Origin of the sequence: Vibrio sp. Y10_XG_PY6 (genome assembly GCF_024181795.1) — a bacterium.
Taxonomy (GTDB): Bacteria; Pseudomonadota; Gammaproteobacteria; order Enterobacterales; family Vibrionaceae; genus Vibrio; species Vibrio diabolicus.
This window is the reverse complement of record NZ_JAMZAQ010000002.1, coordinates 985,575-1,004,386: the sequence shown is the minus strand read 5'-3', so window position 1 is coordinate 1,004,386 and position 18,812 is coordinate 985,575. Positions and strand designations below refer to the sequence as shown.

The following is an 18,812-nucleotide window of genomic DNA, read 5'->3' as shown; positions in this document are numbered from 1 at the left end:
AAACCAAGATCAGCAGCGACGAGTTAATTCTCTGTAGGCGTCTTATCTATCGCAGAAGTGGCTAAGTTGTGATTAGGATCAACAGCATCTCTTTTTACTAACTCTCCAACATTAATCGTGATCGCAGGGGCATCTGCAACGGCGACAACGTTGATATCAAGCGTATTTGTTGCGCCAGTATTTGTGGTGTAATTAATTAATGGAACATCACCTGACCAGTGCTCGGTAGGTTCAAATACGTAACTACCATCTTGGTTTACTAATAAAGTGCCACTGGTCAAAGATACGTTTTCACCTACCGCATAGTCAGTGCCATTAATAGTAATGTGATCAACCATCAGGGTGTTGTCGTCATCAAAGTCATTACGCAATACGTTACCCTGTAGCGAACTATCTTCGTTGGTCTTCCCAATATCACTTTCCGTTTCCGTCGGTAAGTTCTCATGTACTACAACATTGATCGCTAAGTTAGACTCTGCTGAATCACCATTCGCGCGTTCTGTACTCGTTGCCGTCAAATTGATTGTGAAGTCATCATGGGAGCCAGCTGGTGGAGTCACAGTAAGTGTATCTAATGCCCAACTTGTCACGTCCAGTTCTTCATCAATGGTTGCTACAGTAATAGAACTGTTTCCATCTGAAAGGATCGCACCTACAGGTAAGCCAGTTAGCGTGACTTTAAGTGATTCAGAGCCATCTTTATCATTTAAGCTTGTTTTAATTTCAGAGAGCGGTATCGCTGTATCTTGTAACCCTTCGTTCAGCTGATATGTTTCGTAAAACGCAACACCATTAACTTCTTGTAGTTCAGACGTTCTGATATCAGGTGCTTCTAGTGCACTTTCATCACTAACTACGTAAAGACTACTATTGCTCAGATTGACAGGCGCTTGTCCATTAATGGATACATCCACATTAAAGTTACCCGGACCACTTTGGTTATGGTGATAGATTTCAATTGGATAAAAGCCAGATACCGAAGGGGTAAAGCTAGCACCCTTAATATCACCACTGTCGCTACCCCAACGAGCTTGATCAAGTAACGTACCACCCAACTTGATTGCAAGGCTATCATCGGCTTGACCGACAAAGTCGTAACTCGAGCCAGCTTCGAGATAAACAAGAGATGTGACTAGAACGGCCTCATTTGCCAAGGTTGCATGAGTCCCTAAATCTTCCATATTTGACCAACTCAATTGAGTACCATCTGCTGCATCAAGAGCGTTGATCGCTGCAATTAGAGTCTCTCCGCTGACCCCCATGCCATTACTAGAACCAACTTGAACATTGCTCCATGTTGTAACGTTAAACTCTTGTTGGGGTAATGAGTTCTCGTGCGTCACTGCGATCAAGTTCGGTTTATCAGCGATAGGGTTTACGTCTATTGTCAGTGTTGACTCTTGACCGGTACTCTGTCCATCTGTTGGTTTAAAGCCTATTTGAGCGTAACTAGACTCCTGGTCTCCGACTTGATTTCCGCCGAAACTGTCACTGCCAGACTCATTTAATTCAGGTACAAAACGAACACTGTTTTCATCAAAGAGCGATTTATCAAGCACTTGATCGATTTGGACAGACTGCCAATCACCTTGCGAATCTTTATACTCTAATGACCCATCGCTAGGAAGCGTTGTGATTTGGACGGAGAGCTCTGATACGTTAGAGTCCACATCGCTAATACCGAATGATGACCAATCAAGCATCACTTGGGTATCTTCACTCATCTCAACCGTGGAAGGCGAAGATTCAGGTGCATCATTCACATTTACCAGAGAAACATTGACCTCGGCAGTATCAACCCCGCCAGTTCCATCGATAACCTCAACCTGAAGCGTATAATCGCCCAAGTCAACATCATCGATTGTCTTGTTCAATGAAATCTCTCCGCTTGTCGGGTCGATATCAAAAATACCATTAGTGGTCGAGCCATCTGCAAAGCGGTATACAAGCACGTCATTATCGTGATCTTCAGCAACGACCGTACCAATAACGGACCCACTCACCGTGTTTTCGTTAACTGACCCGAAGTCGTAAACATCATCATTTGGTTTGTCACCAGCACTATCGCCGCCAGAAATAAACTCTGGAGCGTGCTGAGCATCTATAATAGAGACTGTTGCTTCATTCGAGTCACTTGCAAGCGTCGAATCTGCACCAACCGTATTAATTAGAGTCACGGTTAGGTTTTCAAGATCTTCGTAAATACCATCATCAAGAGTTTTTATATCAATCGGCGCCGACGTTTTACCCGCTGGAATCGTGACTGTGTAAGTACTTGGATCAATATAATCTTTGTCATCAACATTCCCGCCGATTGTGAATGCTACCAGTACATCTTCATCTGCTTTTTGGTCAATGTTGACGATAAATTTTGCATCACTACCTTCATCAACTGAGGATTGATCTGAGCCAATAGTCACTTTCGGTGCACTTTGGGCATCAACGATCACAACACTTGCGCTGTTATTTGAAGCAATGCTCGCATCAGCGCCATCCACCTCTTTAATGGTTACTGTGAAAGATTCTGCGCCCTCATAAATACCATCGGTGAGCGTCAGTAAGTCAAGAGCAGCTGAAGATTGACCCGCAGGAACTTCAACACTCAGAACGCCAACAAAATCTTTTCCATCTTGGGCCACGCCACTATATTCGACATGAACCGTAACACTCTCATCTGCAACTTTATCAAGTGTCAGCGTAAAGCCTGCCGTTTCACCTTCATTTACGCTGTTTTGATCGGCACTAATACTAACTAAAGGTGCAGGATCAGAATCCACAATATTTGCGTTACCAGTTGCAATACCATTACTGGTGACACTACCGATTTCCGTAACCGTCAGACCAAAGCTCTCATCACCTTCATGGACATTATCTAGTTTGGTCGGGACTGCGACTTTAATTTCAGCGACACCTGGAGGTATAGTAACGTCTCCATTAGGCGCTATATCTAATGTTTGAGTTTGACCATGAGTATCCACATAGGTCACTACCATAGTGCCTAGATCAACATCTTCTGCAGTATAGCTATCATTTGTTGTTGACTTCAGATTGACGACAACGGCCTCTTGAACAGGGTTAGAGAGTAAAACGGTAAATATTGCGTCAGTTCCTTCAATGACATCGCCGGCATCTACTACGCTAAGTTCTGAACTATCATTATCAAGAACTGTTGCCGTCCCCGTTTCACCGCCGAGCTCAAGAACGATCGTTTCGCTGCTTTCCACAACCAAGTCATCAATAGTCGGAATCGATATTTCGAAGCTACTTATACCTGCAGGAACAATCAAGTAACCACCTAAGAAAACAACACCATTTGTGTAGGTTGCATTTGATAAATTTACGTCATTCTTATCAACTGAAGAACCTTGAGCAAGCATATCAACTTGGTACTTAACAGCAGTACTGGTGACTTCATCTAGAACAACCGAAAACGTGACATTGTCACCCTCAGTCACGCTATCACCGACCACAGACAGACTTGGCCCATTTTCAGCAATATTACCATCTAGCATTTCATTAACGATATTGACTGTAGATGGATCGCTAACGCTACTTTCAGAGTCGACTGCCACATATCCAAAGCTGTCTTCGGCAGGAACACCTTCTACATAACGTAACTCCCAGTTCCCTTCATTTTTCGTAGAAAAATCTAACTGAGTAATGACCGAACCTTCAGGAAGAGCTAGATCTTTCCCATAACCAACGCTTGTTTCTTGGAATAGCATGAAGTTGCCTTCAGGCTTCAAAAACTCGAACGTTTGAGTCTGTTGGACATTATTTGAATCTAAGTATGTAACCGTAATAAGCGCTGCGTTGTCATCACCGTAATCAAACAATCCACCTAGTCCATCTAGTCCAAGGTTTACGCTGCCCACAGGGTTATTAGACAAATCGATCGTAATCGTTTCACCTTTCTCAATACCCTGCCCATCATTGTCAGCGATACCATTGCCGATGTGTGACACCTGGCGGTTGTACTGCGCAAGCTCACCGCTATCAGAAGAAATGGTGATAGAAGCTCCATTTGCTAAATGCTCAGTACGGGAATGTGATGGACCACCATCCTCACTTAAACCCCAGTTATTGAAATCTGTTGTAGATTCCGAGCTATTGGGCGTATTAGGACGATCTTTGATACCCAATAAGAAGCCAACATTATCAGCTTCATAGTAAAGGCTGTCTTTGTCATAAAGCGTATCGCTTACTTCTTTAATTTCGTGCAACTCACCGTCACTATCTTTAAAGAACAACGTACCTGAGGTTGGCAGTTCAGTAATTCGGACATGTAGATCGTTGCCTTTTAAGTCGTCTTCAACATCCGCGATATGATCTTGAGAGTCACCGCTACCCAGAGGTTTCGTATCGGTATCAAACACAACGTGCGTAAGCTGATCATCGGCCACATGCGTAAAGTCCTCACTGTCAGGTTTGTCGTTTACTGGCGTGACATCGACGTTAACAATGGTGGATTCACTGACACCACCGGAGGTGACGATATAGGTGAAACTGTCTGCCCCGTGGTAGTTGTCGTTCGGCGTGTAGGTCACGGTGCCATCAGGGTTGACCGAGACCGCGCCGTTAGCTGGGCCTTTACTGGTATCAAGCGACACTACTTTATCGTCGCCGTCAAACGTGTCGTTACCTAAGACGTTAATGATGGTTGGCGTGTCTTCCACGACCGTCGCGCTGTCTGCCACGATGTCTGCCACAGGCGCAACCGTGAAGTTCACTGTTTGGCTAACGCTCTCGCCGCTTGGGTCTTTAGCTGTGAACGTAATTGTCTCTTTGCCATTCCAATCCGCAGTCGGAGTGATGGTAGCAACACCATTCACAATAGAAATTTGGATGTTGTTATTGCCAGAGACTGAGAATTCTAGCGAGGAATCAGTATCTTTGAATACTTCATTCAAGTCGATCGTGTATGCATCGAAATCTTCCGATAACACTTGGTCTGCAATGGCATTTTCTAAAGTCGGTGCATCGTTAACACGATTCACAACCAAACTATCACTGTCGCTAGCCGTTGGATTAACACCATCCGATACTGACGCGCTGATAGTCAGATCTTTAAGGTTGAGTTCGTCGTTGTTAACCGCGTCAACACCCGCTTGAGTCAGCTTGACTTCATCGCCAACTAAGACGAAGTAACCGTTTGAGTTGTTTTCTAAAGAAACGGTTAATTGGTCTTCTGGCGTGTCAGTATCACGAACCGTTAAGGTTGCGACTACCGTATCAGAGCTCACTGCATCTTCAGTGATGCTTTCTACGGCATCAACCTTGATGGTTGGCGCATCGTTTACTGGATTAACGTTAACGGTCACCTTCGCTTCATCGGTCAATTGACCGTCCGTTACGATATAGGTAATTTCGGCGTCGCCATTGAAGTTTTCTGCCGGTGTGAAGACGAGTTTTCCATCCACCACTTCAAGCGTACCCTGCTCTTTAGGTATAGAGGCTGACTCAATACTCAGCTTATCGCCATCCACATCATTGTCGTTTGTCAGAACATCGATAGTAACTGCGGTGTCTTCTTGTGTCGTAGCGATGTCATCTTTCGCCACTGGCGCGTCGTTGACCGGCGTCACATTGACTTCAACGGTAGTGAATTCGGATACACCGCCTGATGTCACGACATAAGTGAACGTATCTTTGCCGACGTAGTTGTCATCTGGTGTGTAGGTCACCGTGCCGTTGTTATTCACAATGACGGTGCCATTTTTAGGACCATTATCGGCGTCCAAAGACACCACTTTATCAGTGCCTTCGAACGTGTCGTTACCTAAGACGTTAATGATGGTTGGTGTGTCTTCGACTACATCCGCACTGTCTGCCTCGATGTCGACTACTTGTGCAACCGTAAAGTTCACCGTTTGGCTGATGCTTTCACCACTTGGGTCTTTAGCTGTGAACGTAATTGTCTCTTTGCCATTCCAATCCGCAGTCGGAGTGATGGTGGCAACGCCATTCACAATAGAGATTTGGGTGTTGTTATTGCCAGAGACTGAGAATTCTAGCGAGGAATCGGAATCTTTGAATACTTCATTCAAGTCGATCGTGTATGCATCGAAATCTTCCGATAACACTTGATCTGTAATGGCATTATCAACTGTTGGCGCATCGTTAACACGATTCACAACCAAGCTATCACTGTCGCTAGCCGTTGGATTAACACCATCCGACACTGACGCGCTGATAGTAAGGTCTTTAAGGTTGAGTTCATCGTTGTTAACCGCGTCAACACCCGCTTGAGTTAGCTTGACTTCATTGCCAACCAACACGAAGTAGCCGTTTGAGTTGTTTTCTAGAGAAATGGTTAATTGGTCTTCTGGCGTATCAGTATCACGAACCGTTAAGGTTGCGACTACCGTATCAGTGCTCACTGCATCTTCAGTGATGCTTTCTACGGCATCAACTTTGATAGTTGGCGCATCGTTTACTGGGTTAACGGTAACTACCACTTTCGCTTCGTCGGTCAATTGACCATCCGTTACGATGTAGGTAATTTCAGCGTCGCCATTGAAGTTTTCTGCAGGAGTGAAAACGAGTTTTCCATCCACCACTTCAACCGTACCCTGCTCTTTAGGTACAGAGGCTGATTCAATACTCAGCTTATCGTCATCCACATCAGTGTCGTTTGGCAGGACATCAATTGTCACTGGCGTGTCTTCGTCAGTAATCGCCGTGTCATCTTTTGCCACTGGCGCATCGTTCACTGGCGTCACATCGACGTTCACCGTGGTGGACTCACTGACGCCACCGGAGGTGACGATGTAGGTAAAGCTGTCTGCCCCGTGGAAGTTGTCGTTTGGCGTGTAGGTTACGCTGCCGTCAGGGTTGACCGAGACAGTGCCGTTAGCTGGACCGTTATTGGTATCCAGCGACACCACTTTATCGTCGCCTTCGAACGTGTCATTACCTAAGACATTAATGATGGTTGGCGTATCTTCCACGACTGTCGCGCGGTCAGATTCAATATCCGCCACAGGTGCAACCGTGAAGTTCACCGTTTGGCTGACGCTTTCACCACTTGGATCGGTGGCAGTAAACGTCAACGCTTCTGAGCCGTTCCAGTCTGCGGTTGGTGAAATGGTCGCGATGCCATTTTCAATCGAAACCAACACGTTGCTGTTGCCAGACACTGAGAAGTTTAGCGAGGAATCAGTATCTTTGAATACTTCATTAAAGTCGATCGTGTATGCATCGAAATCTTCCGCTAACACTTGGTCTGCAATGGCATTTTCTAAAGTCGGTGCATCGTTAACACGATTCACAACCAAACTATCACTGTCGCTAGCCGTTGGATTAACACCATCCGATACTGACGCGCTGATAGTCAGATCTTTAAGGTTGAGTTCGTCGTTGTTAACCGCGTCAACACCCGCTTGAGTCAGCTTGACTTCATCGCCAACTAACACAAAGTAACCGTTTGAGTTGTTTTCTAAAGAAATGGTCAATTGGTCTTCTGGCGTATCAGAATCAGCGACTTCCAACGTCGCTACTACCGTATCAGTGCTCACTGCGTCTTCAGTGATGCTTTCCACGGCATCAACCTTGATAGTCGGTGCATCGTTTACTGGGTTAACGGTAACGATCACCTTCGCTTGGTCAGTCAGCACACCGTCGGTGATGGTGTAAGTGATCTCAGCATCACCATTGAAGTTTTCTGCCGGTGTGAACACCAGTTTGCCATCCACCACTTCAACCGTACCCTGCTCTTTAGGTACAGAGGCTGATTCAATACTCAGCTTATCGCCATCCACATCATTGTCGTTTGTCAGAACATCGATAGTAACTGCAGTGTCTTCTTGTGTCGTAGCGATGTCATCTTTCGCCACAGGCGCATCGTTGACCGGTGTCACATCGACGTTCACCGTGGTGGACTCGCTGACGCCACCGGAGGTGACGAAGTAGGTGAAGCTGTCTGTTCCGTGGTAGTGGTCGTTTGGCGTGTAAGTCACGCTGCCGTCAGGATTGACCGAGACAGTGCCGTTGGCTGGGCCGTTATTGGTATCGAGCGACACCACTTTATCTTCGCCTTCGAACGTGTCGTTACCTAAGACTTTGATGATAGTTGGTGTGTCTTCCACGACTGTCGCGCGGTCAGATTCAATATCCGCCACAGGTGCAACCGTGAAGTTCACCGTTTGGCTAGCACTCTCGCCGCTTGGGTCGGTGGCTGTGAACATCAACTCTTCTGAGCCGTTCCAGTCTGCGGTTGGAGTGAACGTAGCAATGCCATTGACGATCACCACTTGAATGTTGCTGTTGCCAGAAACGCTGAAGCTCAGCTCGCCATCCACGTTATCCACGTCGCTGAACGCGGTATTTAGATCGATGGTGTATGGCGTAAAGTCTTCCGCCAAGGTTTGGTCTGCGATGTTGCTTTCAACTACAGGCGTGTCGTTCACCGCATTCACGGTGACGTTGACCGTCGCTTGGTCAGTCAGCGAGCCATCGGTGACGGTGTAAGTGATTTCGGCGTCGCCATTGAAGTTCTCAGCAGGTGTAAACACCAATTTTCCATCAACAATCTCAACTGTACCTTGTGCTTCAGGAACAGACGCCGATTCAATCGACAGCTTATCGCCATCCACATCACTGTCGTTTGGCAGTACATCAATCGTCACTGGTGTATCTTCGTCAGTAACGGCATTGTCATTGGTCGCCACTGGCGCATCGTTGACTGGCGTCACATCAACGTTCACTGTGGTGGACTCCGATACCCCGCCCGATGTAACGATGTAGGTGAAGCTGTCTGTACCGTGGTAGTTGTCGTTTGGCGTGTAGGTTACGCTACCGTCAGGGTTGACCGAGACCGTGCCGTTGGCTGGACCGTTATTGGTATCGAGCGACACCACTTTGTCGTCGCCTTCGAACGTGTCGTTACCTAAGACCTTGATGATGGTCGCCGTGTCTTCCACAACCGTCGCTTTGTCTGCCACGATATCTGCCACAGGAGTAACTGTGAAGTTCACCGTTTGACTGACGCTTTCGCCGCTTGGATCGGTAGCCGTAAAGGTTAGGATTTCAGAGCCATTCCAGTCTGCCGTTGGAGTGATCGTGGCAATGCCGTTGACGATCGCCACTTCAATGTTGCTGTTACCAGAAACGCTGAAGCTCAGCTCGCCATCCACGTTATCTACATCGCTGAAAGCGGTATTTAGATCGATGGTGTATGGCGTAAAATCTTCCGCCAAGGTTTGGTCTGCGATGTTGCTTTCAACTACAGGCGTGTCGTTCACCGCATTCACGGTGACGTTGACCGTCGCTTGGTCAGTCAGCACACCGTCGGTGATGGTGTAAGTGATCTCAGCATCACCATTGAAGTTTTCTGCCGGAGTGAACACCAGTTTGCCATTCACCACTTCAACCGTACCCTGCTCTTTAGGTACAGAGGCTGATTCAACACTCAGCTTATCGTCATCCACATCAGTGTCGTTTGGCAGGACATCAATCGTCACTGGTGTGTCTTCGTCAGTAATCGCCGTGTCATCTTTTGCCACTGGCGCATCGTTGACTGGCGTCACATCGACGTTCACTGTGGTGGACTCCGATACCCCGCCCGATGTAACGATGTAGGTGAAGCTGTCTGTACCGTGGTAGTTGTCGTTTGGCGTGTAGGTTACGCTGCCGTCAGGGTTGACCGAGACCGTGCCGTTGGCAGGGCCGTTATTGGTATCGAGCGACACCACTTTATCAGTGCCTTCAAACGTGTCGTTACCTAAAACCTTGATGATGGTCGGCGTATCTTCCACAACCGTCGCGCTGTCTGCCACGATGTCCGCCACAGGGGCAACTGTGAAGTTCACGGTTTGACTAACACTCTCGCCGCTTAGATCGGTGGCGGTAAAGGTCAGTGTTTCTGAGCCGTTCCAGTCTGCCGTTGGGCTGATGGTAGCAATACCATTCTCTATTGAGACATTTACATTGCTATTACCAGAAACGCTGAAGCTCAGCTCGCCATCAACGTTATCCACATCGCTGAAGGCCGTATTCAGATCGATCGTGTATGGCGTGAAATCTTCCGCCAAGGTTTGGTCTGCAATGCTACTCTCAACCACAGGCGTATCGTTCACGGCATTCACCGTAACTTTGACCGTCGCTTCGTCAGTCAGCGCACCATCGGTGACGGTGTAAGTGATCTCAGCGTCGCCATTGAAGTTCTCAGTTGGAGTAAATACAAGCTTGCCGTCAATAATCTCGACTTGACCTTGGTCACTCAGCACAGACGCCGATTCGATGCTTAACGCATCGCCATCGATGTCAGTGTCGTTTGGCAGAACATCAATCGTTACTGAGGTATCTTCCTCTGTAATTGTTGCGTCATTAAGGGCAATAGGCGCATCGTTAACTGAGTTTACTGTTACCGAGACTTGAGCTTCATCCTCTAGCTCACCATCTGAGATGGTGTAGCTAATAGTTGCATTACCATTGAAGTTTTCAGCCGGAGTGAAAACAAGCTTACCATCGACAATCTCAACGATACCTTGCTTTTCTGATACAGAAGCAGAAGTAATGGATAAATCGTCACCTTCAATGTCACTGTCGTTAGCGAGCACATCAATTACAACCTGGGAATCTTCGTCAGTTTGAATCGCATCGTTAGTCGCTATTGGCGCGTCATTAACAGGCTTAATATCTAAATTAGCAGTGCCATTAATAACACCCCCATCGTCATCAATGATGTCATAGGAGAATGACACTTCAGTATCATCATCAGCTTCTGGGATATAAGTCCAAGATCCATCGTTGTTATCAATTAAAGTGCCATTCCCACTCTCAATAGTGACGTTTGTAACGATAAGAGTATCAGCATCGTCAACATCGACATTCGATAGTAATTCTTCGGTAGTTATCGTGATGGGATCGCTATCTTCTTCGATAGCGCTTAATGTCACTGGAGAATTAGTAAGTGGTTTATTTGAGCCATCTCCACTGGTTTCTATATTTGTTGCGAAAAAGTCATTTAAGGTCAACGCTTGTGTTTCAGATAAACCGAGGGATTCCAAGCCAATAGTTTCAAAATTTGTTGAGGCCAGTACTTCAGTGCCATCCCGTGCAATCGTGGCACTATTTTGTAAACTTGAACCACTGTTTTCACCCGCAGCTGGCGCGAGTTCTTCATCAACTATAGAAGGGTCTTGACCTTGCTCAATAGCACCAATAATTCGTGCTACATCATCAGAAATATCTTTTGAGCCTTGCTCTTCAGTTAGTTGAATGTTCAAATTTAGAGGTGCAGCATCTGTCGTTGCCACTACCACTTCACCTGGTAGGGGCTGTTGTCCTTCTGTTAGGACTCTCAGCTCCCCATCTAAACCTATTACGACGACTTGATTACCGAGTGACACTAACGCTGTACGATCCATATAAATCTTAACCCTAAATAACTGTCAAGTTTTTGACTAACAATACTAATTTGCTATATATTGCCTGATTATATAGTGCAATAACAGCAATTTGATGCTCAATTAAGTAATTATGTGTCATACATCAATAGGAATCTAGGTGCATATTTATCTTGTTTTAATAAAAGCCACTCAACGCTTGTTAAACATCAATTTCACTTTAAAATCGGGATCCTTATTCAAAATTTAGACCCACCAAATGAATTGATTTATCAAGAATGAAACGAATGAACAATGAATCAACAGGTTACTTCATCGTGTATTAATGTTATTGTGCGCTAAATTATTGACGCCCTTATAGGTATCCCACTTATAAGCCCTCTCACCTCGAGAAATTTTATTATTATCTAGGAGAATCACAGTGAAGTGGACTCGTGCCAACGCCTTTTGCATTGGTGTGTTCGCAGCTAGTCATGCTTTTGGGCAAACACTAGAGCAAGCGGTTGAAAACACATTAAAAACCAATCCTGACATCAAAAGTGCGTTCAATGAATTCGTTAGCAAGCAGTATGTGAATGAAGCATCTGGCGGTGCTTACCTCCCATCCGTAGATTTAGACGCCGGTATCGGTTATGAAGGCATTAACCCAGCAGAAGCAGGGCGAGATTCAACGGATCTGACAAGAAAAGAAGCCACCGTGACACTAACCCAGCTGATATGGGACGGTTCTGCGACACTTAACGATATGGATCGAACAGCAGCTGACGCAGAATCAGTTCGTTATCAACTGCTCGCTGACGCTCAAGACACGGCACTCGAAGTGGCAAAGGTTTACTTAGATTCAGTAAAAGCTTATGAAATTCTTACACTTTCAGAAAACAACTTGAAGGTTCATAAGAAGATCTACGAAGACATTAAAAAGCGAGTTAACTCAGGACTTGGGTCTACTGCTGACCTAACTCAAGTAGAAGCTCGTTTAGCAAAAGCTCACGGTAACTTGGTGGCGGCTCAGAACAACTTATATGACAGCCACACCACGTTTACACGCCTTGTCGGACAGTCCCCACAAGGATTGATTTTTCCGCGAGCGGACCAGAACTTTATTCCCTACACCATAGATGAAGCAATTGACTTGGCATTTGAATCGCATCCAGTAATCAAAATTTCGATGGCAGATGTAGACTCAGCTAAGTTCCAATATAAGCAATCTAAGGGAACTTACTATCCAACGATATCTGTAGAAGCGGCTCAAACGTGGCGTGATGATGCAAGCGGTATCGAAGGAAGCAGTGATGAAACGACAGCGATGCTGCGTATGCGTTATAACCTCTTTAATGGTGGTAGTGATGTCGCCAATGCTGAAAACTTTGCCTATCAACTAAACAAAGCCAAAGATTTACGAGAACGCGCATACCGCAGCGTTGAAGAAGGGCTTCGTCTATCATGGAGCGCGTTAGATTTAACGCTTCAGCAAAAAGAGTTTCTGGCGGATCACGTAGATTCGGCATCTGAAACTGTTATCGCCTACGAGAAACAGTATCGCATCGGTAAACGAACCCTTTTGGATTTGTTAAATACTGAAAACGAGTTATTTGAAGCGAGAAAAAACTACTTGGATGCTCGATATTCAGAGCAATACGCGAAATACCGTGTAATGAATGCGACCGGCCAATTGTTAAATGCCTTGCGAGTCGATGTGCCTACGGAATGGAATGAAAAGGTGGAGTACTGATCATGAAACCAATGAAAATTCTATTTGTATTAAGTCTTCTCGCCGTTACTCAACAGGTTGCTGCTGAAGACGAGTATGACTATCGACCTGTACCAAGTGCAGAGCAAATTGCTGATCTTCAAGATGAAGATAACGATGGCGTCATCAACGCTCGAGATATGTGCCCTGGCACACCTGAAAGCTCAGAAGTCGATAATGACGGTTGCGGCGAATACATTAAAGCATCAGATAACATGCAAGTAAGAATACTTTTTGCCAATGATTCTGATGAAATCAATCCCGTGTTCAGAAGACAAGTACGTGAACTGTCCGATTTTTTAAAAGAATGCCCTACTACGTCGATCGAACTGCACGGCTACGCGAGTAAAGTTGGTGGCTCTCAGCACAACCAAGATCTATCAGAGAGACGAGCACGCAATGTCCGTGAGGCGCTATTGAGCTACAACATCGAACCGAGCAGAGTTCGTATTGTTGGCTTTGGAGATACTCACCTAGCGCAACAAGGTACCGATGAAGTCAGCCACGCTTTAAACCGCCGAGTAACTGCTTCTGTCGTTGGTTATAAAGGCGAGATTAAAAAAGAGTGGACAATATTCACTACCCTCCCTGAAAGGTAAAAATGTCTGTATTAATGTTTGTTCAAACAAGCATTAATACATCTAGGACGACATAAGAAAAGGAGCTTCGGCTCCTTTATTTTTACTCATTGCAATAACCGTATTATGCTTTAGGAATCGGCACTTTAGTGTTACCCTAGCGGCGTCATAACAACGAGAGTTTTGAAATGAGCAAACTTACATCAGATATCCAAGCAAACCTTGACCTTTTTGTTGCAGAAACAAAAGAAAACCAACTGGTTTGGGGTTTACGCAATGAAGAAGGTTGGCTATCTTGCGATTCAACTGAATTCGAAAACAGTGAAGTCATGCCTTTCTGGTCTTCTAAAGAAGATGCAGAAGCGCACAATGTTGAAGAATGGGCTGACTTCACTGTACTAGAAATCCCACTAGATATCTTTGTTGAAGATTGGCTTTTAACTCTTGCAGAAGATGGTGTTCTTGTTGGTACTAACTGGAACGATCAGCTAGAAGGCAAAGAAATGGAGCCTCAAGATCTAGCTAAGCTTTACATTGCATAACGACTTCTAGACCTCAACTTTATGTTGGGGTCTTTCTTTTTATGCTCTTTTTTTGATATGTCGACCAAGTGCATAGTTTTCCTATTCTTTTTCTTCGTACACCCAACTCAATCACAACGCTGATCAATTAATAGCGCTATGATTCTCCAATTCCAAAGCAACAAAAGAACATAAGGCACGTTTAAATATGCGCACGCTCTATCCTTTGCTTGCGTCACTCTTACTCGCCCCGGTATATGCTAGTGACACTCAAGATATTGAGCCAGAACAAAATATCACGCAGTGGCACGCCGTTTATCAAACCACATTGAGAAGTAATCCTGACTCAGCATTAAGCATGCTTCAAGATCGATACCACACAGCGAAATCGCACAGCGAAAAACTCTACGTCAGCGGGCTGATTTATGAATATATGTCGAACATAAAACAGCCGTACTATGGTAGCAGCCAAGTTCTCAACAATAACTTTGCTCAGTTAGAGTCAGAGTACATTCTTGCCTTAAATGAACGTAAGCATGGTAGTTATGACGCCTCAGTAAATAGCTTTTCTTCGTTGCGAAAAAAAATGAAGCAGACTTCAGATTCTGAAGGCAAAGCTTTGATGAACTATCAGCTCTGTTATACCTTGAATCAACAAGGTCGTTATCACAAAGCAAACTTTTATTGCTCGTCGTTAGAAAGCCATCTAAGTCAACAACACCAAGAAAACTTCCCTATTGATCTCGCGTTACGTGTGGTAGCGAACAATTATAACTATCGTGGCGACTATGAAAAAGCGCTGAGTCTTTATAGAAAGCTGCTGGCGAACATGTCTGCTCAAAGCGATCCTTCTGGCATTTACAATGACGTCGGAAATTTACTTGCAGAGCTTGGGCAGTTTGAACAATCAGAACAATATCTCATCCAAGCCCTACTCGCTCGTCAAGATGAAGGGACACCACTCAAAGTCGCCCAAGTCGAACATAGCCTTGGGGCAATGTATAAGAAATCCAAAGAATTCGATAAAGCCATCAATCATTATCAAAATGCATTAACAATACTCAACCAGCTCCACTACCCATATGGTCAAGGGTTAAGCTACTTAGGGCTGTCTGCGGTTTTAGCCGAAAGTGGGCAACTGGATACCGCAGTAGATTACATTAGAAAAGCTTTAGACATTGCTGAAACGTATGAAAATACGCACCTCGAAACGGAAGGGCATTTAGCTGCTGGGTTCGCGTATTTGAAAAAACATGCTACTGAAAAATCGATTGCACATGGCAAAGTCGCGTTAACACTAGCGATCAATAACTCTAGACCATTATTACAGGCACAAGCTCAATTACTCCTTTCCGAAGCATACCAAGCCCAAGGTGATTATAAACTGGCATTAGAGCACCACGAAGCCTATTCAACCATTGAATTGGCCAACCGAGACGCTAGCAATATTAAAGCATTAGAGGCATTAGACCTCACAAAGAAAGAGTACGAATATGATCTTCAAGTCGCTCGGTTGAATAATGAAAAAAGCTTAAATCAGCATCAATTTGAGAAGCTTACCGATCAAAAGCGCACTTATAATTTTGTGGTTTCCTGTTTGTTGGTCTTGCTCATTCTGGCATTGATACTTCAGCGACAAACACGACAAAAAGCCAAAATAGATAGTCTAACATGTGCGTTGAATAGAGCGGCAATTATAGAGACCATCAAAGGTCAAACCTCCAAAGCGGACGAAGACTTACGCTATGTTTTAGCATTAATCGACCTTGATGACTTTAAGACGATAAATGATCAATACGGTCATCCGACTGGCGACTTGGTGTTACAGCAAGTTTGCCAAGTGCTTAAAGCTAAGCTCAATAAGGGAGAGTATATCGGCCGTTTGGGTGGAGAAGAGTTTATCTTATTATTGAAAAACGTCGATGAAATTGACGTTCCTTTCCGGGTGCAAAGCCTACACAAAACGATTTCAGAGAAGCGCGTACGCACGGTAAATAATAGTGATTTGAGTGTAACTGCTAGCTTGGCCTATCTATCAACATCAATGCCGCTTACCAACTTTGATGAACTTTATTCGATACTAGACCAAGCTTTATACCAGGCTAAAAAGCAGGGAAAAAACATCATTATAGACGCATACGATGAGCCAATTAGCCTAAGTTCTGACTATGTTAGCCAGTAAAGCAAGGCACGACTAAACGTCAGCAGCCTGCTTGTTCACAAGAGACTGCATTACGGTCTCTTTATTGTTTAGGTAATCATCTAAGCCAGCTTTGCGCAAATCGCACGATGGGCACTCACCGCAACCATCACCAATGACCCCGTTGTAGCAGGTCAACGTATTTTCACGAACCAGTTGCAACGCGTCATATTGATCAGCTAACGCCCACGTTTCTGCTTTATTTAGCCACATTAACGGTGTTTTGATCGTCAGGTTACGGTCCATCCCTTTCACCAAAGCCGTGTTCATTGCTTTCACAAAATCGTCACGACAATCTGGATAACCACTAAAGTCAGTTTCACACACGCCAGTAATTACGGTTTCAGCCCCAATTTGGTAGGCGTAGATTCCTGCGAGCGTTAAAAATAGAATGTTACGGCCAGGAACAAAAGAGTTTGGTAGACCGTTTTCTTGCAATTCGTGTGAGACAGGAATGTCATCGCGCGTGAGAGAGCTAATCGCAAGTTCGTTTAAAAGGCCAACATCCATCACTTTATGCGCTTTAACACCAAGATCCTTTGCGATCTTTTGTGCCACTTCTATCTCTAACTTGTGGCGCTGACCATAATCAAAAGTAATGGCATGAACTTCATCAAACTCTTTAAGTGCTTGAACCAGACAAGTCGTGGAATCCTGACCACCACTAAAAACAACAACGGCTTTTTTCATTTCTCTCTCCGCTCTTAAGCAATACTTAGATATTTATGAGTTTGAACAGACAAGCGCCAATTGCGAGCAATGCACGTTTCAATACACAATTGCGTTGCACGAGGCTTTTGGCTAATAGGCTGCAATGCAATGACAGTCTCAACCGCGACATTCGCATTTGCCAATAGCTCATCAAGGTGGTCGATGTCTTTTTGCGTACCAACTGGGTGCTTAATCTCATTCGCACGCTCTAACGCGCTATTGAGAACTGGCAGTTTACCCTTCATCGCCACTTTTGGTGACACGGTCACCCATGTATTTTCTGACGTGATGACTTCTGATGTGCCACTCGTTTCAATTTGGCATTGGCAACCCATATCCTCAAACGCTTTTGTTAAAGGGCGGAGGTCATAAATACAAGGCTCCCCACCAGTAATCACGATATGTTTAGCATTAAAGCCTTGCAGTTGATATTGCTCTACGATGTTCTCGGCAGATGCGACGCACCATGTCGGAGAATCTTCCGTCTTCACCAAAATATCACCAATTTGACGTTGGTCATTCTCATCTGCATACCACGTTTGTTTGGTATCGCACCATGAGCAACCAACCGGACACTCTTGAAGGCGAACAAAAACAGCAGGTACTCCAGTGAAAACCCCTTCCCCTTGGATGGTTTCAAACATCTCATTTAGCTTATACAACGTAGAACTCACTCAACTCATAATACTTCGAGGCGAAGACCTTAATGGACACACGTGTCTAGGTCAATTTAAACCAAAAATTAATTGTTAAAATAGACCATTTTGTAGTTTCATAGTCGCGGTGAGCGTAGGTTTCTGGTTAGCGTTATACCAAACCTTATTCACTTACAGTTCCCAAAAACTTTAAGGTAAGAAATGATGTATAAACTGATCGCATTAGATATGGATGGCACACTGCTCAATAGTGATAAAGCAATCTCTGAAGAAAACAAACAAGCGATCGCAAAGGCTCGAGAAGCAGGCGTAACTGTCGTTCTCGCTTCTGGTCGCCCATTAGAAGGAATGCAAGGCAAGCTCGACGAACTGAATATCCATTCCGATAAAGATTTTGTCCTTTTCTACAATGGCTCTATGGTTAAGAACGTAGGAACAAATGAAATCATCCACCAGCAAATCATTGATGGTAAGGCAGCAAAATTAGTCGCTCGTAAAGCGAAAGAATTAGGCGCTTATGTGCACGCATTCAGCCAAGTACATGGCTTGATCACCAATGAGAAAAACCCATACACTGACATTGAAGCCAGCATTAATGGCTTAAATGTAACAGAGATTAATTTTGAATCGCTAGAAGATGATCATCCAATCATCAAAGCAATGATGGTTGCCGAGCCAAGTAAGTTAACTGAGGTCATCGCAGCGCTTCCGTCTGAAATACGTGAAGAGTTTACGGTGGTTCAAAGCGCCCCGTTTTTCCTGGAATTTCTTAACCCAGCGAGCAACAAAGGTATTGGTGTTGCTGCAATTGCTGAGTATCTAGGTATTCAACCGGAAGAAGTGATCTGTATGGGTGATGCTGAAAATGACCACCACATGCTGAAGTACGCTGGCCTTGGTATCGCGATGGAAAATGCGATGGAAGAGACCAAACAAATCGCTGATTACATTACGGCAAGTAATGATGAACACGGTGTAGCTAAAGCGATTGAAAAATTCGTCCTTAACGCTTAATTCTCTCCGCCGCTATGGCATCAACGTTATTACC

Annotated in this window: 8 protein-coding genes; 5 read left to right on the top strand and 3 right to left on the bottom strand. The window is 44.9% G+C overall.

The annotated features are described in order from the left end of the window. Nucleotides 1–23 precede the first annotated feature (23 nt). The gene (locus tag NL644_RS13095; protein WP_253658466.1) at nt 24–11,369 is read right to left on the bottom strand and encodes a tandem-95 repeat protein; all 11,346 of its coding nucleotides are present in this window, start codon (nt 11,367–11,369) and stop codon (nt 24–26) included. 400 nt (nt 11,370–11,769) lie between these two features. Here NL644_RS13095 and NL644_RS13090 point away from each other — a divergent pair, with 400 nt between their 5' ends. From NL644_RS13090 to NL644_RS13075, 4 genes are all read left to right on the top strand, one after another. Next, on the top strand, nt 11,770–13,080 hold the full coding sequence (locus NL644_RS13090; protein ID WP_005395046.1) for a TolC family outer membrane protein: 1,311 nt from the start codon (nt 11,770–11,772) through the stop codon (nt 13,078–13,080). A gap of 2 nt (nt 13,081–13,082) precedes the next feature. Next, complete coding sequence (locus NL644_RS13085) at nt 13,083–13,697, top strand: OmpA family protein (RefSeq protein ID WP_253658465.1); 615 nt, start codon at nt 13,083–13,085, stop codon at nt 13,695–13,697. 167 nt (nt 13,698–13,864) lie between these two features. After that, nucleotides 13,865–14,218, top strand: coding sequence for a DUF2750 domain-containing protein (locus NL644_RS13080; protein WP_005395049.1), 354 nt, complete (start codon nt 13,865–13,867; stop codon nt 14,216–14,218). Between the two features lie 187 nt (nt 14,219–14,405). Continuing rightward, nucleotides 14,406–16,379, top strand: coding sequence for a diguanylate cyclase (locus NL644_RS13075; protein ID WP_253658464.1), 1,974 nt, complete (start codon nt 14,406–14,408; stop codon nt 16,377–16,379). Nucleotides 16,380–16,391: 12 nt separating this feature from the next. Here NL644_RS13075 and queC read toward each other — a convergent pair whose 3' ends face one another. Then, entirely contained in the window at nt 16,392–17,087 is a 696-nt protein-coding gene (gene queC / locus NL644_RS13070; RefSeq protein WP_005395054.1) for a 7-cyano-7-deazaguanine synthase QueC, read from the bottom strand. Nucleotides 17,088–17,101: 14 nt separating this feature from the next. Further along, nucleotides 17,102–17,752, bottom strand: a complete 651-nt coding sequence (gene queE, locus NL644_RS13065; RefSeq protein WP_041852955.1) for a 7-carboxy-7-deazaguanine synthase QueE — start codon at nt 17,750–17,752, stop codon at nt 17,102–17,104. 216 nt (nt 17,753–17,968) lie between these two features. Between queE and NL644_RS13060 the strand changes: the two genes are divergently transcribed. Continuing rightward, on the top strand, nt 17,969–18,778 hold the full coding sequence (locus NL644_RS13060) for a Cof-type HAD-IIB family hydrolase (protein WP_253658463.1): 810 nt from the start codon (nt 17,969–17,971) through the stop codon (nt 18,776–18,778). The last annotated feature ends 34 nt before the right edge of the window (nt 18,779–18,812 follow it).

Bases quoted from the DNA above. Each gene is read 5' to 3' on its own strand.
- NL644_RS13095 (WP_253658466.1), bottom strand. From the start codon at position 11,369: ATGGATCGTACAGCGTTAGTGTCACTCGGTAATCAAGTCGTCGTAATA.
- NL644_RS13085 (WP_253658465.1), top strand. From the start codon at position 13,083: ATGAAACCAATGAAAATTCTATTTGTATTAAGTCTTCTCGCCGTTACT.
- NL644_RS13080 (WP_005395049.1), top strand. From the start codon at position 13,865: ATGAGCAAACTTACATCAGATATCCAAGCAAACCTTGACCTTTTTGTT.
- NL644_RS13075 (WP_253658464.1), top strand. From the start codon at position 14,406: ATGCGCACGCTCTATCCTTTGCTTGCGTCACTCTTACTCGCCCCGGTA.
- queC (WP_005395054.1), bottom strand. From the start codon at position 17,087: ATGAAAAAAGCCGTTGTTGTTTTTAGTGGTGGTCAGGATTCCACGACT.
- queE (WP_041852955.1), bottom strand. From the start codon at position 17,752: ATGTTTGAAACCATCCAAGGGGAAGGGGTTTTCACTGGAGTACCTGCT.
- NL644_RS13060 (WP_253658463.1), top strand. From the start codon at position 17,969: ATGTATAAACTGATCGCATTAGATATGGATGGCACACTGCTCAATAGT.